Here is a 21,237-nt window from a genome sequence, read left to right as displayed (position 1 = left end):
GTCCCGAACCCGTCTCGAAAAGTTTGTCGCAATGACCCAGCATGCCCATCCGGCGATGACGGCGCGCCAGCGCATGACCGTGGTCGCGGCCGGGCTGGGCATCTTCATCGTGTGTGTGGACGTCAACGTCGTCAACGTCGCGCTGCCCAGCATCCAGGCGGCGTACAAGGCGGGTGAGCGAGGTCTTCAGTGGGCGGTCGCAGGCTATAGCCTGGGTATGGCTGCCGCGCTGATGAGCTGCGCCTTACTGGGTGATCGGTACGGTCGCAAGCGCGGGTTTTTGATCGGGCTCGCGGTATTCGTCATCTCCTCCGTGGTGTGCGCGCTACACGTCAGTCTTGGACTGTTCACGGTGGCGCGAATTATTCAGGGTGTGGGAGCGGCCTTCATCTCGGTGTTGTCTCTCGCCCTGCTCAGTCACGCGTTTCCCGACCCGGGGCTGAAAGCGCGGGCGATAGCCGGCTGGATGGCCATGGGGAGTGTCGGTGCGGCGGTGTCCCCGGCGCTGGGCGGGTTCCTGGTCCAGGACCTCGGATGGCGCAGCGTCTTTGCGGTGAACCTTCCGATGGGAGCAATCGTCGGGCTCCTCACGCTGGTTGCTGCCGCCGAGTCCAGGGATCCCGACCCGACCCAACTCGACTGGCCGGGTCAGCTGATGTTCGCCCCCGCGATCGCAATGATCGCGTACGGGCTCATCGAGGTCCCGCGGGTCCATCGGGAGCTGGCCGCAGTGGGGCCGGCGCTGCTGCTGGCTGTCGTGCTGCTATGGCTGTTTGTTCGGCACGAACGCCGCGCGGCATTCCCGTTGATCGATCTTCAGTTGCTTCGCCAGCCGGTGTACCGATCGGCGCTGCTGGTCTACTTCCTGGTGACATCCTGCTTTTTTGGTGTGTTGATGGTGACCACCCAGCATTTCCAGAACGTGCGCGCGTTCTCGCCCATGCACGCGGGTCTGCTGCTGTTGCCCGTCCCGGTGGCATTTGGGGTCGCGAGCGTACTGGCAGGCCGGGCGGTAGAAGATCGGGGCCCCCGACTGCCGGCGCTGGTCTGTCTGGCGGCGTCGATCATCGGGTTGGCGCTATTCGCGGTCGCCATCGGCCGCGCAATGCCCGTGGTGATCATCGGTCTGGCGCTATTCGGTGCGGGGTACGGGGGCTGCGCCACGCCACTGCTGCAGCTTGCTATGACCGAGGTTGACGATCACCGAGCAGGCATGGGCGCTGGCCTGATCAATCTGCAACGGTCGCTGGGCAGCATTTTCGGCGTCGCACTTTTCGGCTCCGTCCTCGCGCTCTGGCTAGGCGCGACGTTGCCGGCCCGGCTGGAGCCCGCCATCGCCGATCCCGCCGAACGCAAAGCGGTCATCGCGGCCGTAGTGGAAGGCGCGAATCCGTGCGCGCACCCCGCAAATATCGGGCCGGGCCATCGACTGACATCAGCGCAGGAGCGTCTGGTCGTGCGCGTCGCCGACAAAGACTTCATCGGCGGCGTCCGGCTAGCGGTCGCCGGCGGGGCGGCATTGCTCACGGCAGGCTTCATTCTTGGTTGGAGGCGGTTTCCGCGCACCCGTGGCGATCTCGGTGAACGGCAGCTCAACAGCCGCACGAGGGATCCGGTTCGATGACTGGGTGACCGGCGCCCGCGATGAGCGCCGCGTTCTAGGCTGGGTCCGGTGACAGACCCCGATGAGCTCAGAAGGCCACTGGACGTCGCCGCACTGCGCGCCGAATTGATCGGCACCGGCCTGGGCTGGCGACGGCTCGACGTCGTCGACGAAACCGGTTCCACCAACACCGATTTGCTGGCTCGCGCGGCCGCGGGAGACGACGTCGCCGGGGCGGTGCTCATCGCCGAGCATCAGACCGCCGGCCGCGGGCGGCACGGCCGCGGCTGGTCCGCCTCCCCGCGCGCGCAGATCACCATGTCGGTCGGGGTCAGCGTGGTCGACGTCCCCACCGCGGGGTGGGGCTGGCTGTCGTTGGCCACCGGTGTGGCCGTCGTCGACGCGGTGGCCCCGGTGCTCGACGCGGCCGGCGTGCAAGCCGGTCTCAAATGGCCCAACGACGTGCTGGCCGGTGGCGGCAAGCTGGCCGGAATTCTCTCCGAGGTCGCAAAGCCGGTAGTGGTAATTGGCTTGGGGCTCAACGTAACTCAGGCGCCCGAGGAGGTCGACGGCTCCGGGGCGATTGCGCCCACGTCGCTGCTCGGCCTCGGAGTGGCCGCGCCCGACCGCAACGCGCTGGTCGGCGCCGTGTTGCGCGAGCTCGGCGGCCGCATCACCGCCTGGCGGCTCGCGCGCGGGGCCGACTGGCAGCTGGCCGCGGATTACCGGGCCCGCAGCCTGACCATCGGCACGCGGGTGCGCGCCGAGCTGCCCGGCGGCCGGGAAGTCGTCGGGACCGCGAGCGCCGTCGACGACCAGGGCCGGTTATGCGTGGAAACCGATGCGGAGACCGTCGTGGTTTCGGCCGGCGACGTGGTGCATCTACGTTAGGAAGCGGTAACTTCGCGACCATGAGCTACCCGGACAACGCCCTGGCCGCCGGCGAACAGGTCGTCATACACCGCCACCCGCACTGGAAGCGCCTGATCTGGCCCGTCGTCGTGCTCATCGTGGTGACCGCGCTCGCGGCGTTCGGGTCGGGCTACCTCAACTCGACGCACTGGGGGCAGCTGGCCAAGAACATCATCTACGGCGTCATCTGGGGGATCTGGCTCGTGATCGTCGGCTGGCTGACGCTGTGGCCGTTCCTGAGCTGGCTGACCACACATTTCGTCGTCACCAACCGGCGGGTGATGTTTCGGCACGGGGTGCTGACCCGCAGCGGGATCGACATCCCGTTGGCGCGGATCAACAGCGTGGAATTCCGGGACAAGATCGTCGAGCGAATGTTTCGCACCGGGACGCTGATTATCGAGTCGGCGTCACAAGATCCGTTGGAGTTCTACGACATTCCGCGCCTGCGCGAGGTGCACGCGCTGCTGTATCACGAAGTCTTCGACACCCTGGGTTCCGAGGAATCGCCGAGCTGACGCGCCCGAGCCCTGTTGCGCCAGGCCCGCAGCAGCGTGACGTTGCCGCCCTCGATCTCGTCCTCGAAGATTTCGGCGATGCCACCGGCGGTGAGGGCCGATTCGAGTGCCTTGTCGGGGCTGCGCGCGAACTCGTCGGGAAACACCCAGCGCCGGAACGCCCAGAACCGGAACGCCATCTGCAGCAGGTTGCCGATGATGTACGCCGAGATGAAGTCGGCGATGTTCTCCACCGTCAGCGACACCGTCGGGACCCGCAGCTGCAGGACGTAGCTGGAAATCCACAGCGGGGCCATGGATAGCAGCACACCGACGCCGCTGAAAGCGAAGAACAGCAGCGCCTCGTGGTGTCGCTCGCGCCCGCCGCGGTCGCGGAAGCTCCACTCCCGGTTCAGCACGTAGGACGCGATGACGGCCACGATGCCCGCGATGACCTTGGCGGTCACCGGCTTGGGCTCCAGAATCGTCAGCTTCAGCGTGTAGAAAATCGCCGAGTCGATGATGAACGTGGTACCGCCGACGATGGCGAATTTGATCAGTTCATGGTGGCGCTGCGCATACGGCTGAATGATCCCGGGCAGGCGCGCGATTGTGGCTTCGGCGAAGGACACAACACGTGAGTGTACGTACGGACGCAAAATCGACGCAAAATGGTACATAACGATTGTGCGTCAGAGCCGGTCAACACGCCTCGAGCACGGGACTGTGCGCCATGACACCATGATGGCCGTGCCGAGTTCACGCCCGCCGCGCACCGCGCCCGTCGTCGCCATGGTCGGCGGCGGTCAGCTGGCCCGGATGACCCATCAGGCCGCCATCGCGCTAGGGCAGACGCTGCGTGTGCTGGCGACCGCAGCCGACGAATCGGCCGCACAGGTCAGTCCCGACGTGGTGATCGGCTCGCACACCGATCTCGAAGATCTGCGCCGCGTCGCCGCCGGAGCCAACGTGCTGACCTTCGACCACGAGCACGTCCCGACCGAACTGCTGGACAAGCTCGTCGCGGAAGGCGTCAACGTGGCGCCGCCACCGCAGGCGCTGGTGCACGCCCAGGACAAGCTCGTCATGCGGCGGCGGATGGAGGCCCTCGGTGCCGCGGTGCCCCGCTACGCCGAGATCCGAAGCGTCGACGAACTCGACACCTTCGCGCGGCACATAGCCGGCCCGGTGGTCGTGAAAGCGGTCCGCGGCGGATACGACGGGCGCGGGGTGCGGATGGCCCGCGACCCGTCGCACGCCCGCGAGATCGCGGCCGACTTCCTGGCCTCCCGCGTGCCGGTGATGGCCGAGGAGCAGGTGAACCTGCGTCGCGAACTGTCGGCTCTGGTGGCGCGCTCGCCGTTCGGGCAGGGCGCGGCGTGGCCGGTCGTCGAGACCGTGCAGCGAGACGGGATCTGCGTGCAGGTCATCGCGCCCGCGCCGGAGCTGCCCGAGGAACTCGCTTCGGCCGCGCAACAGCTGGCGTTGCGGCTGGCCGCCGACCTCGGCGTGATCGGGGTGCTCGCGGTCGAGCTGTTCGAGACGGTCGACGGCGCGCTTCTGGTCAACGAGCTCGCGATGCGGCCGCACAACTCCGGGCACTGGACCATGGACGGGGCCCGCACCAGCCAGTTCGAACAGCATCTGCGCGCGGTGCTGGACTATCCGCTGGGCGACACCGACGCCATCGCGCCGGTGACCGTGATGGCCAACGTGCTCGGTGCTCCGCAGCCGCCGGCGATGACCGTCGACGAACGGTTGCACCATCTCTATGCGCGCATGCCCGACGCCCGGGTTCACCTCTACGGCAAGGCCGAACGCCCCGGACGCAAGGTCGGGCACATCAATTTCCTGGGCGATTTCCCGGGCTCCGATGTCGCTGGCCTGGCGAAGCTGCGTGAACGCGCCGAGCTGGCCGCACACTGGTTGTCACACGGGCAATGGGCGGACGGATGGGATCCACATGGCTAGCGCCAGCGACGATGCAGTGGGGGCAACCCCCAGCCGCGCAGCGGCGAGGGGGACGAAGCGATGAGGAGGAGTGGCGCCGAATGACCGAGCATCCGCGCGTAGCGGTGATCATGGGCAGCGACAGCGACTGGACGGTGATGTCCGACGCGGCCGCGGCGCTGGCCGAGTTCGACGTACCGACCGAGGTGCGGGTCGTGTCGGCGCACCGCACCCCGGCGGAGATGCTCGACTACGCCCGCGGCGCGGCCGACCGCGGCATCGAGGTGATCATCGCCGGCGCCGGCGGCGCGGCCCACCTGCCCGGGATGGTCGCCTCGGCGACGCCGCTGCCGGTGATTGGCGTGCCGGTTCCGCTGGCTCGGCTGGACGGCCTCGATTCCCTGCTGTCGATCGTGCAGATGCCGGCGGGCGTGCCGGTAGCGACGGTCTCCATCGGTGGCGCCCGCAACGCGGGCCTGCTGGCCGTGCGCATTCTCGGATCATCCGACCCGGCGCTGCGCGCGCGGCTCGTCACCTTTGCCGAGGAGCTGGCCGAGAGCGTGCGGGCCAAGGATGCGGCGCTGCGGGAGGGTCAGGGTAAAGTTACCGGCCAGTAGCCCGGCGACGAAGCGAGCTGGGTAGTGGCCCGTGGGACAGCCGGGCAAATTTGGCGGAGTGCAAGGAGGCCAAGATGGCTCAGTGGGCCGGAGACCCCACATTCGACCTGTTCCAATTGCCCGAGGAGCACCAGGAGCTGCGGGCGGCGATTCGAGCGCTGGCGGAAAAGGAGATCGCTCCGCACGCCTCCGATGTAGACGAGAATTCGCGATTTCCGCAGGAGGCCCTCGACGCGCTGAACGCGTCCGGTTTCAACGCCGTCCACATCCCCGAGGAGTACGGCGGTCAGGGCGCGGACTCGGTCGCGGCGTGCATCGTGATCGAAGAAGTCGCGCGCGTCGACGGGTCCGCCTCGCTGATTCCCGCCGTCAACAAACTGGGCACCATGGGCCTGATCCTGCAGGGTTCCGAGGAGCTGAAGAAGCAGGTGCTGCCGTCCCTGGCCACCGAGGGGGCGATGGCCTCCTACGCCTTGAGCGAGCGCGAAGCCGGCAGTGACGCGGCGTCCATGCGGACCCGGGCCAAGGCCGACGGGGATCACTGGATTCTCAACGGCACCAAGTGCTGGATCACCAACGGCGGCAAGTCGACCTGGTACACGGTGATGGCGGTGACCGATCCGGACCGGGGCGCCAACGGGATATCGGCGTTCATGGTGCACAAGGACGACGAGGGGTTCAGCGTCGGCCCGAAGGAAAAGAAGATGGGCATCAAGGGTTCGCCCACCACCGAGTTGTATTTCGAGAACTGCCGCATCCCGGGCGATCGGATCATCGGCGAACCCGGCACCGGGTTCAAAACCGCGCTGCAGACTCTCGACCACACCCGCCCCACCGTCGGGGCGCAGGCCGTGGGCCTCGCGCAGGGCGCGCTGGACGCCGCCGTCGCGTACACCAAGGACCGCAAGCAGTTCGGCAAGTCGATCTCCGAGTTCCAGGGCGTGCAGTTCGAGCTGGCCGACATGGCGATGAAAGTCGAAGCGGCCCGGCTGATGGTGTACAGCGCCGCCGCCCGGGCCGAACGCGGTGAACCGAATCTCGGATTCATCTCCGCGGCCGCAAAGTGCTTCGCCTCCGACACCGCCATGGACGTGACCGAGGCGGCGGTGCAGCTGTTCGGCGGCGCCGGATACACCACCGACTTCCCGGTCGAGCGGATGATGCGCGACGCCAAGATCACCCAGATCTACGAGGGCACCAACCAGATTCAACGGGTAGTGATGTCGCGGGCGCTGCTGCGCTGATCCCGCGCCGCGCCTACTTCGCCGCCTCCGGTGCCCTGAGATACCGGTCGTTGTGCGCCCCCGCGGCGGGCGGGGGATCGGTGTTCACGGCGTCGAAGCTGGAGTAGCGCGCCGGGGTGCGGATCACCGTGATGGCCTCGTCGCCGCTGCCGACGCGCAGGGCCAGGTCGTTCTCGGCGAACAGCGGGGTGTCGACGACCTGCTTCCAGGTGTAGGCGAGGCAGGCCATCAGGCCGCCCTCGTGCAGCAGCTCGACCCATTCCGCGGCGGTCTTGGCGGCCAGTGCCGACTCGAGTTCCTCGGTCAGCTCCGGGTAGTTCAGCGCCCGCGCGCGCTGGTCGACGAATCGCTCGTCGTCGAGCAGGTCGGGGCGGCCGATGATCTCGCACAGCTTGGCCCAATGCTTGGGCACATAGGCGGACAGGACGAGATACCCGTCGGATGCCCGGAAGGCGTCCGAGGGCTGCGTGGCGAAACCAACTCCCTTGCGCTTCTTGGCATCTGGCTTGGTTTCTGGCTTCGGTTTGGCCGGCTCGCTGGGTTTGTTCAGGTGCATCGTGAGCTGGTTGGCCTGCAGCCCCACCGCAACGTCGTACATCGCGACCCGGACCACGTCGGCCACCCCGTGACGTTCGCGGTTGAGCAGCGCGGCCAGCACCGCCTCGGCCAGCACGTGACCGCTGGCGTTGTCGACGAGCTGGAACGGGATGATCTGCGGTTTACCCGTGGGCGTGGGCATCCCGGTGGTCATGCCGGCCTCGGCCGCGACCATCAGGTCGACGCCCGGGCGTGTGCCGTGCGGCCCGTTGCCGCCGAAAGCGCTCAGGCGGGCATAGATGAGTCTGGGATTGCGCGACTGCAAGTCGGTGGGCCCCAACCCCATTCGTTCCATGACGCCGGGGCGAAAGCCCTCCAGCACGACGTCGGCGGTGTCGGCGAGCCGCAGTACCTGCTGCTTGACGTCGTCGTCGGTCAGGTCCGCCGTCACCGACTTCTTGCCGCGGTTGTTCGGCAGGAAATATGTGGCCAGCGGCGGGCGCCCGGGAAGGACCGCGGTGATCTGGCGGGCGGCCTCACCGCCGGGCGCCTCGATTTTGATGACCTCCGCACCCAGGTCGGCCAGCACCTGCCCGGCCAACGGCCCGGCCACGTTCTGGGTGAAATCGAGCACCCGGAATCCGTCGAGGGGCTTCGCGGGCTTGCTGTTCGGCTCGCTGCTTGGCATGTCGGCCCCTAGTCGTAGTTCCGGCGAACCCAGGTGTCGGTGTCGGTCCGCGCCATGATTAGACACAATAACGAGACGGCCCTCGGGGCCCGACCGTGGCTGTGCAGTCGCTTAGTCGAGGCGATACCGGATGAGACGGGAGCTATTGGCCACTACCGCAACCGACGACGCGTTGTGCAGGATCGCGGCGAGCACGGGGGAGAGCGCCCCGCCCGCGCCGATGACCAGCCCGGCGGCGTTGACGGCGATGGACATGCTGTAGTTCTCGCGGATCACGTCGACGGCCCGGGAACCCAGGTCTCCCACGTCGAGCAGCCGATGCAGGTCGTCGTTGGCCAGGGCCACGTCGGCGGTTTCGACGGCGACGTCGGTGCCGGCCAGTCCCATGGCGATTCCGATGTCGGCGGCGGCCAGCGCCGGGGCGTCGTTGATGCCGTCGCCGACCATCCCGACGACGTAACCCTCGCCCTGCAGTTCGCGCACCACCTCGAGCTTGTCCTCCGGCATCACTTCGGCGCGCCACTCGTCGATCCCGAGCTCGGCGGCGACGACCCGGGCGATGTCGGGATGGTCCCCGGTGAGCATGACGATGCGGCGAATCCCGTTGGCCCGCAACTCCTTCAGCACCGCGGCCGCCTCGGGTCGCACCTCGTCGCGCAGGCTGATCAACCCCACCAGGGTGCCGTCCACCGCGAGCAGCAGCGGGGTCTCCGCCTCGTTTCGCAGTTTGTCGACCCACTCCGAGGCCTTTCTCGACACCTTCACCTTTTCGGCCCGCAGCAGGCTGGGGCTGCCCAGCAGCAGGGTCCGGCCGTCGGCCCAGGTCCGCATGCCCAGGCCCACCAGCACCTCGCACTCCTCGTGCGGCGGGATGGTGATGTGGCGTTCCTCGGTCGAGCGGATCACCGCTTCGGCTAGCGGGTGCCGCGAGTGAATCTCCGAGCTGGCCGCATACGCCAGGACCTGCTCGGGCTGCCAATCCTTATGCATCGCAACGATATTCGTCACGACCGGGCGCCCCACGGTCAGGGTCCCGGTCTTGTCGAAGACGATCGCGTCGATCCGGCCGGCCTGCTCCAGGTGAGAGCCGCCCTTGATGAGGATGCCGCGGCGCGCGCCGTTGCCGATCGCGGCGCTGATGGCGGTCGGGGTGGCCAGGCCGACCGCGCACGGGCACGCGATCAGCAGCATGGTCATCGCCCGGCGCACGTCACCGGTGATCGCCAGGGTGATCGCCGAAACGACGAACGAGGTGGGAACGAAACGGCGAGAGAAGTTTTCGCCGACCGTCTGGATGGGCGCCCGGTCGTGCTGCGCCTCCTCGACGCGGGCGATGATGCGGCCGATGGTGGTTTGGTTGCCGACGGCCTCCGCGCGCACCACGAGGCGTCCGCGCACCACGACCGAACCGGCGTGCACGCGCGAACCCACCACGACGCTGACCGGCAGGGTTTCCCCGGTGATCGCGGATTGGTCGACGACCGCCTCGCCGTCGACCACCTCCCCGTCTACGGGTATCGCGACGTGGTCGTGGACCACCACGTCGTCGCCGATCTCCACGCTGTCGATCGGCACCTGTATCTCGGTGCCCGCGCGCGGGCCCTCGGTGAGCCGGATCCAGGCCGTTTCCTGGCTGCCGCGCAGCAGGTCGGAGATGGCCCGCCGGGTCCGGCGCAGCGTCAGATCCTGAAGGTACTCACCGATATTGAGCAACCACAGCACGGTCAGCGCGACCACGTTCTCGCGCAGGATCAGGCTGGCCACGGTCGCCGCGGACACCAGCGCGTCGGTGCCGGCCCTACCGGAACGCAGCGAGCGCAACGCGCCGCGCAGGAACGGGTAGCCGGTGAAGACGGTGACGCCGGTGGCGACCACCCGGCCGCTCGGGCCCAGCAGCGGCGGCCGGGCGAAGACGTAGCGGCGCACGCCGAGCAGCGCCAGCGCAGCGCCGCCGATGACCATGCGCAGCACGTCGGCGTTGCGGATTTCCGACGAATGCGGTGCCCGGGCCGGGATCAGTTCGGCGGCAACGTGTTCGGCGCCGCTGATCGCGGCCAATATCGCGGGGCGCTCGCAGCGCCGGGGCGAGTACCAGACGACGACGGATCCGGTGCGCGGGTAGGCGTGCACGGTGCGCACGCCGTTCTCTTTGGCGACGGCCTCTTCGACCGCGACGGCGCGGCGTGAGTTGCCGCGGACCCACCCGACCGAAACCCGCATGCGTCCGGCCGCGTCCGAAATCACCGCCAGGGCAGGGTCGTTGGCTTGGATCAAGCGATCAGTGCTCGTGGACGTCACTGATGGACGGGGTGGGCGCCTCCTCGCCGACGCGCTCGCGGGCTTCGGCCATGACGTCGGCGAGCTTGAGGCGGGCCGACTCGGCGGCTTCCTCGGCCTTGCGCGTTCCGCGTAATCCCAGCTCGGCCGCCGACACCGCGGTCTCGTGCAGCGGCGCCTTGGCCACGGCCTTGCGCACCACCTCGTAGGCCGTCACGCCGACCAGGCCGGTGAACACCGTCCCGGCCGCTTTTGCCAATAGCCCGAACCCCGCCATTGCCTACCTCCCTGTCGCCACGGCGTCAGCTGCTGCTTTCCCGACCGTAACATTGAAATATTGCGATATCAATATGAATCGGGTCAGAGGACGCGGGTTATCTTTTCCGTCTCGATTCGGCGCTGCAGAGTCGAGCGATCGGGATTGGCCACCTGCACCAACGACCCGCCCACGGCCATGATGGCCAGCAGGCCGTCGACCAACTCGGCGGGCGCGGACCACGACGCGCTGGACAGCACGCGATCCTTAGACGTCAAACCCCTTGCCGCCGCGGAATTCTCACAGTCGGCCAGAATTTCTTCGGCCGTTCGGCCGGCCAGCGCGGGACCGGGATGGCGCTCAGGAACTATTTGGTCGCCGTGTACCCGCACCGCGGTCGCATAGTCGGTAACACCGATCGGCAGGTCGGGCGCCGGGCGGCCGAACGGATCCAGCGACAGCACCGCCACCTCACCGCCGGGCTCGATCACCGAGTCGGCCTCCTCCAGCCGGTCGGCGGTGCACAGCGCCAGGTCACCCGGTTCGCCCGAGGCGATCACGGCCTCGGCGCCGATCCACCACACCCCGAACAAGACCGCCGCCGTCTGCCAGTGGGCCGGCAGCAGGATCGCGATCCGGCTGGCCGGGCCGGCGCCGAGCTCGTCGCGCAGCAGGTTGCCGGTCTTGGCGGCCCAGTTCGCCAGCGTCACCGCGGACAGCTCGATGCGCTCGCCGGAGCCGTCGTCGTAGTACGTGATGCGCGGACCGACGGGGTCGGCCCGCAACATCGGATCCAGGATCATCCCAGAAAGCGTTGTCAGCGTCGATTCATGCACCGGTTGGTCAGTTTATGCACTCCGGCTTGTCCGAGCCGGCGGTGAGGATCGGCGAGGGCGCCGGGACATTGGGGTTGGTGGCGGCCGCTTGGTCGGACAGTTTGGCCGGCATGATCGTTCCGCTGCCGGACAGCCCGGAGCCCGGGCCGGTGTAGTCGTTGGCCAGCACCACCTTGACCGCTCCGGGTGCCAGCGAGGTATCCGGGACGACCGGCAATCCGCCGAGTTCCTTGGACACCTCCTGCGCACCCAGATCGTCGGTCTTGGCGGCCCGCACCTGGCTGCCCTGCACATGCCCACCGTCGTTATTGCCCACGGTTCCGGTGGCAAAGCCCTTGGAGCTCAAGACATCTGCCACGGCCGCGGCCAGTCCGTTGATGTCGGTGTCGTTGACGACGCTGGCAGTGGTCTTGGCGGGCGTGTAGGCGAGCTCCTCGGTCTTGCCCTGAGCCTGATCGTTCAGCAGCCCGGCCACCCAGTCGGCGACCTGGTGCGCGTCCACCCGCACCACGCTTTGGGTGCCGTCGTCACTCCAGCCTGCGCCGTCGAGGACCGGGATGGTGGCGAACGCGACGTTGCCGCCGGCCAGCTTCTGCATCTGCTGGACGAAATCCATGACGTCCCAACCAGAGGAGATCACCACGGAGCGCTGGACGGCGGCCTGCAGGCGCTTCACCGTGGCCGGGCTGGACAGCGTCTTGCTCGAGATGATCTTGTGGGCCAGCGAGGCCATCACCACCTGCTGGCGCACCACGCGGTCGAGGTCGCCGCGCGGCAGCTCGTGGCGCTGGCGGACGAAGCTGAGCGCCTGTGGCCCGTCGAGCTTTTGCTGGCCGGCGGGAAAGTCCGCGCCCGAGAGTGGTTCGAACACAGGCTCTTTGAGGCAGACGTCGACGCCGCCGAGCGCGTCGGTGATCAACGCGAACCCGAGCAGCCCGATCTCGGCGTAGTGGTCGACGGTGACCCCGGTGAGGTCAGCGACGGTCTTGATCAGGGCATCGCGGCCGGCCTCGGTGCCCTGCGCCGCGGCTTCGGCGGCCGACGCGCCGGCCTTGACGAGGCTGACCCGCTTGGCCTCCCGGGTCTGGCCGTAGACGCCGTTGATCTTCGTCTTGCCCAGTCCGGGGGCGGCGACGTAGGAGTCCCGCGGAATCGAGATCGCGGTGGCCGACTTCCCGTTATTCGGTATCCGGACCAGGATGATGGTGTCGGTGTTGGTGGCTTCCTCGTCGCCGGCCCGCAGCGCTTCCAGTTCCTCGGCCGACAACGGGTTGCCGTGGGCGTCGGTGCGGCTGTCCATGCCGACCAACAGGATGTCGATCGCGCCGTCGTCGCCGCCCTTACCCAACGAGGGAGCCGACATGTGGAAGATGCCGTCTTCGAAGGATCGAACGTTGTTCCAGGCGACCCCCGTGCCGATGACGACCAGGACGGCCAGGGTAGTGGCAACCGCACGAACCACACGTTGCACAGGCATCACATTAGGTTACTTGTGACACACCCGCTTCTCGGGTAGCCGGCCGCGGCGTGGCCCACGCTTCTCGGCGCATGCCAGACTCGTGGCATGTCGGGCGGGTCAGGAAGGCTAGTCATCAGCGGTGCCGGTGGGCAGCTCGGCAGCTGCTTGGCGGCCCGGGCCGCCGCCCAGGGCCGCGACGTGGCGGCGCTGAGCTCGTCGGAGTGGGACATCACCGACCCGGTCGCGGCCGAGCGGATCGTGCAGCAAGGCGACGTCGTGCTGAACTGCGCGGCGTACACCGATGTGGACGGCGCCGAGAGCGCCGAGGCGGCCGCGCACGCGGTCAACGTCACCGGCCCGGAACACATCGCCCGGGCCTGTGCCCGCGCCGGCGCGCGGCTCATCCACGTCTCCACCGATTTCGTGTTCAACGCCGACCTCGGTCCTGAGGGCGCCGCCGCGCCCCGCCCCTTCGAACCCGGCGACGACACCGCGCCGCAGGGCGTGTACGCCCGCACCAAGCTCGCCGGGGAACGCGCCGCCCTGGCGGCCCTGCCCGATGCGGTCGTGGTGCGCACCGCCTGGGTGTACACCGGCGGCACGGGCCGGGACTTCGTCGCCGTCATGCGCCGGCTGGCCGCCGGGGACGGTCCCGTCGACGTGGTCGAGGACCAGGTCGGCTCGCCCACGTACGTCGGCGACCTGGCCGACGCGCTGCTGCAGGTCGCCGACGACCGCGTGCCCGGGCCCGTCCTGCACGCCGCCAACGAGGGCGCGGTCTCGCGATTCGAGCTTGCCCGCGCGGTCTTCGAGGAATGCGGCGCCGATCCGGCCCGGGTGCGGCCGGTCAGCAGCGCACACTTTCCACGGCCCGCGCCGCGGCCGAGTTATTCGGCCCTGTCGAGCCGGCAGTCGGCGGCGGCGGGCCTGCGGCCGCTAAGGCACTGGCGTGCAGCGCTTGTCGCGGCGCTGGCGGCCTCCGGCCAGGGATCGACCGATACGCTCTACGCGTGACTGACGTCCTGCCGGTCGTGACGGTGACCTACTCGCCGGGCCCGCACCTGGAGCGGTTCCTGGCCTCGTTGTCGTTGGCCACCGAGCGCCCGGTCAGCGTGCTCATGGCAGACAACGGCTCCACCGACGGAGCGCCACAGGCGGCCGTCGAGCGCTATTCGAACGTGCGGCTGTTCAGCACCGGCGCCAACCTCGGGTACGGAACCGCGGTGAATCGCGCCGTCGCGCACCTTGACGAGGTGGGCGAACCCTGGGTCGACGACTGGGTCATCGTGGCCAACCCCGACGTGCAGTGGGGCCCGGGCAGCATCGACGCGCTGCTGGACGCCGCTACCCGCTGGCCGCGCGCGGGCGCGCTGGGTCCGCTCGTCCGGGATCCGGACGGCTCCGTTTATCCGTCGGCGCGGCATCTGCCCAGCCTGATCCGCGGCGGCATGCACGCCGTCGTCGGGCCGTTTTGGAAGCGCAACCCGTGGACGGCGGCCTACCGGCAGGATCGGCTCGAGCCCAGCGAACGGCCGGTGGGCTGGCTGTCGGGATCGTGCCTGCTCGTGCGGCGGTCGGCCTTCAACCACGTCGGCGGCTTCGACGAGCGCTACTACATGTACATGGAGGACGTCGATCTCGGCGACCGGCTCGGCAAAGCGGGTTGGCAATCCGTCTACGTGCCGTCGGCGGAGGTCCTGCACCACAAGGGCCACTCCACCGGTCGCGACCCGGCAAGTAACCTGGCGGCCCATCACAAGAGCACGTACCTTTTTCTCGCCGACCGGCACTCGGGTTGGTTGCGGGCGCCCCTGCGCTGGACATTGCGCGGATCGCTCGCGGTTCGTTCTCGTCTGATGGTGCGCAATTCACGGCGCAGCAGGCGAAGACTGGCAGAAGGGCGGCACTGAGTTGGCTAACCCGTTGATCGGCGATCAAATCGACGCGGTGGTGCTGGTCGGCGGCAAGGGCACCCGGCTGCGGCCGCTGACCCTGTCGGCGCCCAAGCCGATGCTGCCGACCGCCGGCGTGCCGTTCCTCACGCATCTGTTGTCGCGGATCGCCGCGGCGGGCATCGAGCACGTCATCCTGGGCACGTCGTATCAGGCCGCGGTGTTCGAGGCCGAGTTCGGCGACGGTTCCAAGCTGGGCCTGCAGATCGACTACGTGACCGAGGAGCGCCCGCTGGGCACCGGCGGCGCGATCGCCAACATCGCCGGCCAGCTGCGGCACGACACCGTGATGGTGTTCAACGGCGACGTGCTCTCCGGCGCCGACCTGGGCCAGCTGCTGGATTTCCACCGGACCAACTCCGCAGACGTCAGCCTGCACCTGGTGCGGGTGAGCGACCCGCGGGCCTACGGCTGTGTGACCACCGACGAGCGGAACCGGGTCGTCGCTTTCGTCGAGAAGTCGGAGGATCCGCCGACCGATCAGATCAGCGCGGGCACCTATGTGTTCGAACGCCACATCATCGACCGGATTCCGCGCGGTCGCGAAGTCTCGGTCGAACGCGAGGTGTTCCCCTCGCTGCTGGCCGACCCGGACGTCAAGGTGTGCGGCTACGTCGACGCCACGTACTGGCGCGACATGGGCACACCGGAAGACTTCGTGCGCGGATCGTCGGATCTGGTGCGCGGCATCGCCCCGTCGCCGGCGCTGCACGGCCACCGCGGCGAGCAGCTGGTGCACGACGGCGCGGCGGTGTCGCCCGGCGCGCTGTTGATCGGCGGCACCGTCGTCGGCCGCGGCGCCGAGATCGGCCCGGGTGTGCGGCTGGACGGCGCGGTGATCTTCGACGGCGTCAAGGTCGAGGCGGGCAGCGTGATCGAGCGCTCGATCCTCGGCTTCGGTGTTCGCGTCGGTCCGCGGGCCCTGATCCGCGACGGCGTGATCGGCGACGGCGCCGACATTGGCGCGCGCTGCGAGTTGCTGCGCGGCGCCCGGGTGTGGCCGGGCATCTCCATTCCCGACGGCGGTATTCGCTACTCGTCCGACGTCTAGGTCTTTCGCGTCGAACGTGACGCTGCAGTCACGCTGGGCATCGAATGTGCGGCTGGCCGCACGATCGGCGCCTACTGATGATGTGGCGATCCCTGTAGGTGAGTGGCGAAGAAGAGCTCGATTCGTCGCCAGGCGTCTTTAGCCGAGGTCGGTTCTGGACCGATGCCGGCGACGCGTAAGAGCGGTCGAAGCGGCCGGGGTCCGGCTTCGGCGTCGTTGAGGAATGCGTGGCTGGCGTTCGGATATTCCTCGATGTCGCGCGGGATTCCCGCGTTGGCGAGCGCCGAGTCGAGGCGGCGCGCGGCACCGCGAAGTGATGGGTCGCGGCCTCCGTAGCTGGCGACGATCGGGCACGCGTGGGCCACGACGGTGTCAAGGTTGCGCGGTAGCTGGCCGTAATTGACGGCGGCCGCGTCATAGCCGTCAGAAGCAGTCAGCAGCGCGAAGCCGCCTCCCATGCAGAAGCCGACGGTGCCGATCTTGCCGGTGCAGTCGGGGGAGTCCGCCAGGTATCGGCGGCCGGCCGCGATGTCGGCGAACGCGCGGCCGCGGCCGCGGAGCATGGCGGTCATCGTGGCGGCCAGGCATCGTGGGGTGCTGCCCGCGCTGAACAAGTCGACGGCCAGGGTGAGATAGCCGAAACCGGCCAGCTTGTCGGCGTGGCGAAGCATAACGTCGTCGAGGCCGAAGATTTCGTGGATCATCACGACACCGGGCCACGGACCCGACCCGGATGGGGTCGACAGGTAGCCACGCAGCGGCGCGGATCCGTCGTGGGCGCGGGCCAGATCACTGAGGTCGACGTCGGTCATGGTCGGGCCTCCTTAGGTGGAGTCGCGAGCGGCAGGTTGAGATCGACGGCGGCACCGAGCAGGGCAACTCCACTACGTAGGGCATCTTCTGATATGTCGACGACCAGGTGGTGCATGACAATCAGGCCGTGCATGAGCGAAAGCACCGTCGCGGCAACGGCTCTGGTGTCCGAGTCGGCTGGGATGTATCCATCGTCGCGCCAGCGGGCGGCGAGTTGGGCAATGTGGTCAAGGGTGTCGAGATAGAGCCTGCGAGCCCGTTTCTGTAGGACGGGATCGCGCAGCGCTTCCGCCCACGTCTGCAAAGCGATGCGGGTCAGGTCGTATTCCTGATTGTCTGTGCGACTGTGAAGTTCGGCCACCAACTGGGTCACCGTTTCAGCGGGGGTGGGGCAGGGGTCGGTATCGAGCAGCGCGAGGAAGATGCCGCGCACCTTGGCCACGCCTTCCTCGGCGCTGGCGTGGATCAGCTCTTCTTTGCTCCGGAAATACCGGTACACCGCACTCGATGACATCCCGGTCTCGGCGACCACCTGGTCCATGGAGGTGACGTGGAACCCGTCCCGCGAAAAGCACCTCCAAGCGCTAGTGAGGATGTGCTGGCGGCGTTGTGCGCGGGTCTGCGCTGTAAGGCGGGGCATGCAACCGATCATAAACGGAAACGTTCGGTTGCGCTACACGGTAGATGCCTTTACTCTGAACACTAAGCAGAAACGATCGTAGTTGTTTGAGGTTCGGCGAGGACGGCAACCGTATACCCGATGCTCAGCAGCCGACCAGGAGGGTCGTATGTCCACATCCAGAACGGACGCCAACCACGCCCACGCAACGTTTGGCCGCTACACCGAAACGCCATACGACGAGATGACTCCCGAGCAACAGCAGGGCTATCGGGTACTCGCAAAGGCCGAGGGCGGCCAGCTACAAGGGCCGGCGAAGATCTGGGTGGACAATACGAACCTCGCAAAGGCCGTGGCGCCACTGGCCGACCATTTTCATCCACCGAATCATTCGCTCACGCAACGCGAACGGGAGATCGCCGTCTGCGTCATTCTCGGCAAGTGGCACGCACCGTTCCCGATCAACGCGCACAACCGAGTCGCGATCGAACTGGCCATCTCGCCCGAGGTTGTCGATGCCTTGCTCTGTGGACGGCCGACGCGGCTGGAGGATGAGCGGGAGCGGACCGTCTATGAGCTGGCCACGGCCCTAGCCGCTGGCCGCTACATCCCCCAGAGCCTGTACGACCGGGCGGTCGACGTTCTCGGTCATGATCGCATCACTGACATCACCGTCCTCATGGGTATGTACACGGCGGTCTCGTTCACGCTGAAGTTTTACGACGTCCCCGCCGACGCGCCCGGGATCGAGCGCTGAAATGACGAGGGCTGCAAGGATTTACGTCATAGCCAGACTGCTCGATGTCCATTCGGCTCGGACTGGCAACGAAATGAAAGGAATGTCGCCATGTCCGCTCCTGTGAACCGATTCGTCATCGGCCCCAACGCCGACGGCCGTTCGGCGGTCCTGCAGCAAGGACTGACCAACGTGCAAGCCCGCGACGGATTCTTCTGGCGAGCCACACTGTGGGCGACCCAGGAAACCCCTGCCGACAACGCAATTGAGGGCGACCGGTCACAGACTCCCGGATTGGGCGCTCAACGCGAACCTTTTCCGAACGGATTGATCTGCCGAGCGCTGGAAATCTGGCCCGATGAACCCGACGCCAGCGAGCGTCGCCGCCAGTTCACCGAGCTGAATCAACAAGTGCGCCAAAAGCACCTGCCCACTGCGGCGGACCTGGACCGTCACCCCACCATGCACCGCACCGATACCCTGGACTGTCTCACCTGCGTACGCGGCGAAATCTACCTCATCACAGACATCGACGAGGTACTTATGCGGCCGGGCGACACCGCGATCATCCGTGGGGTCAACCACGCCTGGAGCAACCGTTCTACCGAACCGTGCCTACTCGTCGGCACGATGACGGACGCCGTCTCGGCATAACGCATGAAACTCATGAGGGCGGCGCAAAAATCGCGCATCGGTCGTGCGCGCAAGATGTTAGGCCTGGCGGCGGCGTGGCTGAGTAGCGCCGGAATCGTTTCCGCAAGCCCGGCTCAAGCGCAGGGGCCCGACGATTTCCTGAGAGATCTCAACGGCATCGGCATCGGCAACCCAAGCGACAGCCATAATTTCGACCTGGTTGGGTTCGGCAACGCAATCTGTTGGCGGCTGTACAGCGGCGAAACCCCGGCCCAGTTGATTCAACATCTGGTCACCGACTCACGCTCAGGTGACCAGGCGGGGCTCACACCTCAACAGGCCCAAGCAGCACTGCGCTTCGCAGTATCCGACCTCTGTCCCGACGCCTGAGTGGCGCGGCTTCATACGCCGAACGTGACGCTGCAGTCACGTTCGGCGAGTCGCTTGGGCGACGAGGTAGGCCAGCGCGTGGTCGGTACCGTCCGGCAACGCGTCGGCCGGCCACCACTGCAGGTCGTCCGACTCGTCGCTGATCGCGATCCGTGCGCCGGGCGGCGCGTGCGCGACGAATTGCAGGTCCAGGTGTCGCGTCGGCAGGCCCAACGAGCACACCACCGGGTGCACATGCACCGCGGCCAGTTCGGGCGCGATGCGCAGGCCGGCGATGCCCGACTCCTCGGTGGCCTCGCGCAGCGCCGCGGCCACGACGTCGGGGTCGTCCTCGTCGCAGTGCCCGCCGAGTTGCACCCAGCGGCCGAGGCGGGGGTGCAGGGTCAGCAGCACCCGGGTGCCGCTGTCGTCGAGGACCAACGTCGACGCGGTGACGTGTCCGGGCACGCACTCGCGGCGGCAGGCGTCGGCGTGGCCGTGCACGAAGGCCAGCACGGCGTGCCGCAACGAATCCTGCGCCGGATCGGGTGCCTCCCAGTCGGAGAGAATCGAGATCGCGGAGTCCCGAACGCTCACCGCGAGCCCCGCTTGGTCCGGCGAGCGCGCAGCGCCGCCCACGCCGACCGGCACTGCGCCACCACATCCGGCGACCAACCCAGCCCGTCGATCAGGACCTGACGGTCCACCAGGTCGAGCGCCTTCTCGGTCTCGTTGGCCTTCAGCAAAAGGTCGACGTCGCAGGCGAGTTCGGCGCTGGCATACGCCGGCGGGGGGATGGGCAGCTGCTCGGCTTCCCGCGGCTCCAACTCCAAAATTCCACCGCCGTAGCTGCGGCCCATGATCTCCGCGAAGGCGAACGTCGCGCTGTTGTGGAACACCGCGGCAAGCGCGCACGCGTCTATCTGGGAGTGGGGGTCTGCGGCGAGCCGGACCCGATGCACGGTGTCGGTGCTCGTCGCCGCGGCGGCGTTGACGGTCAGCCGTGGCGCCGTGTGGATCTGGCGCAGCATGAAAAGGTCGGGAATCCACAACGACGGCGTGCGCCACCAGGGCGTGCGGATCGAGCACTTGTAGCCGCGGTGGACCGCGGCGGCCTCACCCGCGGCGATGTGCGCGAGAAGGGCGGGATCGCGCGGGTCGCGGGGGGCGTCGAGCAACCAAGCGCGGTGTCCGGCCGCGAGATCGCTTGCGCGGCAATCGTTGTCGTATACCAGGCCGGAGAGCTGCGCGCTGCGCGACACGAGCGGTACGCAGTGCGGCATCAGCGCGAGTTCGCGGGCGTGCGCATCGGTGAAGGTGAAGAAGCTGTTGCGGCCCGTCACGATGCCGACGTCCACGTCGGCCAGAGCGCCGAGCCGGCTCAGGGTGTGGGATCCCTTGAGCGCGCGCAGCAGCCGGATCGCTGCGGGGTCCAGAAAGTATTTGGTCCACTTCTCCTCTTCGTGCAGCAGCGCCGGCGCCGACTCGACGTCGAGCTCGGCGTCATCCAGCCCTTCGGCGTCTCTGAGATGGACCGTGCGTATCCGCGCGGGGCCGGAACCGGCTGTGCCGCAGAACAACACGACCTCCTGCAGGACGCCGTCGAACACCAACCGCTCGAAGGTCAGCAGCGTGATCTGACAGAACCGGCTCAGCAGAAAGTCGCGTAACTGCGCGGCGTAGCCGACCTGAAGCAACTCGGCGGGAAGGACCAGGCCCACGCGTCCGCCGTCGCGCACCAGAACGGTGGCGGCGACGACGAAGGGGACCCAGGCGTTGGTCAGCCTGCTGGGTCGCAGGCCCGCGCGCCGCATGAGTTCCAGGGCCGGCTCCCGCTGATCGGATGCCCAGTTGCCGAAGCGGATGTAGGGCGGGTTTCCCGCGACCCCGTCCCAGTCGCCGGCCCCGCTGTGGGCGAGCCAGGTAAACAGGTTGTCGGCGTCGACGGGCGCGAACTGCCGCGCCTTGACCGCCTCGCCGGCGACGAGTTCGACGCCGTGTGCCCGGGCGCCGAGCGCGGCGAGCTCGCGCAGGATTCGGCCGTCACCGCAGGAGGGTTCCACGATGCGCGGGCCGGCTTCGCGCACCCAGCGGGCCAGGAACCGGGCCACCGGGGCGGGGGTGTAGTAGCCGCCGCGAACCTTGTCGGCCGAGGCCGCCGCCTTGCCCGCGAACGTCGTCATCGGCC

At 68.2% G+C, this 21,237-nt stretch carries 20 protein-coding genes and 2 pseudogenes; 12 read left to right on the top strand and 10 right to left on the bottom strand.

Going from position 1 to position 21,237, the window contains the following annotated elements; translation table 11 throughout:
* Window positions 1-55: 55 nt before the first annotated feature.
* Genes A5745_RS22420 through A5745_RS22410 form a run of 3 tightly spaced genes read left to right on the top strand, consistent with a single transcriptional unit; the run spans window position 56 to window position 3,033 of the window.
* Window positions 56-1,624: an MFS transporter gene (locus A5745_RS22420; protein WP_076119064.1), complete on the top strand. Its 1,569-nt coding sequence runs from the start codon at window positions 56-58 to the stop codon at window positions 1,622-1,624.
* Between the two features lie 48 nt (window positions 1,625-1,672).
* Entirely contained in the window at window positions 1,673-2,494 is an 822-nt protein-coding gene (locus tag A5745_RS22415; protein ID WP_076118995.1) for a biotin--[acetyl-CoA-carboxylase] ligase, read from the top strand.
* 20 nt (window positions 2,495-2,514) lie between these two features.
* Window positions 2,515-3,033 (top strand): PH domain-containing protein, encoded by a 519-nt coding sequence (locus tag A5745_RS22410; protein ID WP_076118993.1) that lies wholly within the window; start codon window positions 2,515-2,517, stop codon window positions 3,031-3,033.
* On the opposite strand, the gene A5745_RS22405 is transcribed toward A5745_RS22410, so the two are convergent.
* A complete protein-coding gene (locus A5745_RS22405; RefSeq protein ID WP_076057676.1) occupies window positions 2,988-3,644 on the bottom strand; it encodes a GtrA family protein in 657 nt (218 codons plus the stop codon). The two genes, A5745_RS22410 and A5745_RS22405, sit on opposite strands and share 46 nt — an antisense overlap.
* Window positions 3,645-3,753: 109 nt before the next feature.
* Between A5745_RS22405 and A5745_RS22400 the strand changes: the two are divergent.
* The 3 genes and pseudogenes from A5745_RS22400 to A5745_RS22390 form a co-directional block, all read left to right on the top strand.
* A pseudogene (locus tag A5745_RS22400) lies at window positions 3,754-5,060 on the top strand (5-(carboxyamino)imidazole ribonucleotide synthase); the annotation flags it as partial.
* 3 nt (window positions 5,061-5,063) lie between these two features.
* A complete protein-coding gene (purE, locus tag A5745_RS22395; protein WP_076057677.1) occupies window positions 5,064-5,579 on the top strand; it encodes a 5-(carboxyamino)imidazole ribonucleotide mutase in 516 nt (171 codons plus the stop codon).
* A gap of 74 nt (window positions 5,580-5,653) precedes the next feature.
* Window positions 5,654-6,823 carry an acyl-CoA dehydrogenase gene (locus tag A5745_RS22390; RefSeq protein WP_076057678.1) on the top strand — a complete coding sequence of 390 codons (1,170 nt, stop codon included), beginning with the start codon at window positions 5,654-5,656 and terminating at the stop codon, window positions 6,821-6,823.
* A 13-nt stretch (window positions 6,824-6,836) separates the two neighbouring features.
* Here A5745_RS22390 and A5745_RS22385 read toward each other — a convergent pair whose 3' ends face one another.
* From A5745_RS22385 to A5745_RS22365, 5 genes are all read right to left on the bottom strand, one after another.
* Window positions 6,837-8,048: a CoA transferase gene (locus A5745_RS22385; protein ID WP_076118991.1), complete on the bottom strand. Its 1,212-nt coding sequence runs from the start codon at window positions 8,046-8,048 to the stop codon at window positions 6,837-6,839.
* Window positions 8,049-8,159: 111 nt separating this feature from the next.
* Window positions 8,160-10,268, bottom strand: a complete 2,109-nt coding sequence (gene ctpC / locus A5745_RS22380) for a manganese-exporting P-type ATPase CtpC (protein WP_139329751.1) — start codon at window positions 10,266-10,268, stop codon at window positions 8,160-8,162.
* Between the two features lie 58 nt (window positions 10,269-10,326).
* Window positions 10,327-10,602, bottom strand: a complete 276-nt coding sequence (locus A5745_RS22375) for a DUF1490 family protein (RefSeq protein ID WP_076118986.1) — start codon at window positions 10,600-10,602, stop codon at window positions 10,327-10,329.
* Between the two features lie 83 nt (window positions 10,603-10,685).
* Window positions 10,686-11,384 carry a TIGR03089 family protein gene (locus tag A5745_RS22370; protein WP_371337083.1) on the bottom strand — a complete coding sequence of 233 codons (699 nt, stop codon included), beginning with the start codon at window positions 11,382-11,384 and terminating at the stop codon, window positions 10,686-10,688.
* A gap of 40 nt (window positions 11,385-11,424) precedes the next feature.
* Window positions 11,425-12,897 (bottom strand): LCP family protein, encoded by a 1,473-nt coding sequence (locus A5745_RS22365; protein ID WP_371337079.1) that lies wholly within the window; start codon window positions 12,895-12,897, stop codon window positions 11,425-11,427.
* Between the two features lie 84 nt (window positions 12,898-12,981).
* Here A5745_RS22365 and rfbD point away from each other — a divergent pair.
* The 3 genes and pseudogenes from rfbD to A5745_RS22350 all read left to right on the top strand — a co-directional run bounded on the left by rfbD (window position 12,982) and on the right by A5745_RS22350 (window position 15,879).
* Window positions 12,982-13,894: pseudogene (gene rfbD, locus A5745_RS22360) on the top strand (dTDP-4-dehydrorhamnose reductase).
* Window positions 13,887-14,786 (top strand): glycosyltransferase family 2 protein, encoded by a 900-nt coding sequence (locus A5745_RS22355; RefSeq protein ID WP_076118981.1) that lies wholly within the window; start codon window positions 13,887-13,889, stop codon window positions 14,784-14,786. Before rfbD ends, A5745_RS22355 begins: the two are co-directional and overlap by 8 nt.
* A gap of 13 nt (window positions 14,787-14,799) precedes the next feature.
* The gene (locus tag A5745_RS22350; RefSeq protein WP_076119057.1) at window positions 14,800-15,879 is read left to right on the top strand and encodes a sugar phosphate nucleotidyltransferase; all 1,080 of its coding nucleotides are present in this window, start codon (window positions 14,800-14,802) and stop codon (window positions 15,877-15,879) included.
* A 71-nt stretch (window positions 15,880-15,950) separates the two neighbouring features.
* On the opposite strand, the gene A5745_RS22345 is transcribed toward A5745_RS22350, so the two are convergent.
* Together A5745_RS22345 and A5745_RS22340 are read right to left on the bottom strand one after the other, a co-directional pair.
* On the bottom strand, window positions 15,951-16,691 hold the full coding sequence (locus tag A5745_RS22345) for a dienelactone hydrolase family protein (RefSeq protein ID WP_076057684.1): 741 nt from the start codon (window positions 16,689-16,691) through the stop codon (window positions 15,951-15,953).
* Window positions 16,688-17,332, bottom strand: a complete 645-nt coding sequence (locus A5745_RS22340; RefSeq protein ID WP_076118979.1) for a TetR/AcrR family transcriptional regulator — start codon at window positions 17,330-17,332, stop codon at window positions 16,688-16,690. Before A5745_RS22340 ends, A5745_RS22345 begins: the two co-directional genes overlap by 4 nt.
* 148 nt (window positions 17,333-17,480) lie before the next feature.
* Between A5745_RS22340 and A5745_RS22335 the strand changes: the two genes are divergently transcribed.
* From A5745_RS22335 to A5745_RS22325, 3 genes are all read left to right on the top strand, one after another.
* Window positions 17,481-18,068 carry a carboxymuconolactone decarboxylase family protein gene (locus A5745_RS22335; protein WP_076118977.1) on the top strand — a complete coding sequence of 196 codons (588 nt, stop codon included), beginning with the start codon at window positions 17,481-17,483 and terminating at the stop codon, window positions 18,066-18,068.
* Between the two features lie 90 nt (window positions 18,069-18,158).
* Complete coding sequence (locus tag A5745_RS22330; RefSeq protein ID WP_139329747.1) at window positions 18,159-18,701, top strand: cupin domain-containing protein; 543 nt, start codon at window positions 18,159-18,161, stop codon at window positions 18,699-18,701.
* 3 nt (window positions 18,702-18,704) lie between these two features.
* The gene (locus A5745_RS22325) at window positions 18,705-19,070 is read left to right on the top strand and encodes a DUF732 domain-containing protein (RefSeq protein ID WP_076118973.1); all 366 of its coding nucleotides are present in this window, start codon (window positions 18,705-18,707) and stop codon (window positions 19,068-19,070) included.
* 36 nt (window positions 19,071-19,106) lie between these two features.
* Here A5745_RS22325 and A5745_RS22320 read toward each other — a convergent pair whose 3' ends face one another.
* Both A5745_RS22320 and A5745_RS22315 read right to left on the bottom strand, forming a co-directional pair.
* On the bottom strand, window positions 19,107-19,646 hold the full coding sequence (locus A5745_RS22320) for an NUDIX hydrolase (RefSeq protein WP_076119056.1): 540 nt from the start codon (window positions 19,644-19,646) through the stop codon (window positions 19,107-19,109).
* Entirely contained in the window at window positions 19,643-21,232 is a 1,590-nt protein-coding gene (locus A5745_RS22315; RefSeq protein ID WP_076118971.1) for a class I SAM-dependent methyltransferase, read from the bottom strand. Before A5745_RS22315 ends, A5745_RS22320 begins: the two co-directional genes overlap by 4 nt.
* Window positions 21,233-21,237 lie beyond the last annotated feature (5 nt).

The organism is Mycobacterium sp. IS-2888 (genome assembly GCF_001954215.1).
In the GTDB taxonomy this organism is placed as follows: Bacteria; Actinomycetota; Actinomycetes; order Mycobacteriales; family Mycobacteriaceae; genus Mycobacterium.
This window is presented reverse-complemented; position numbering and strand designations above follow the sequence as displayed.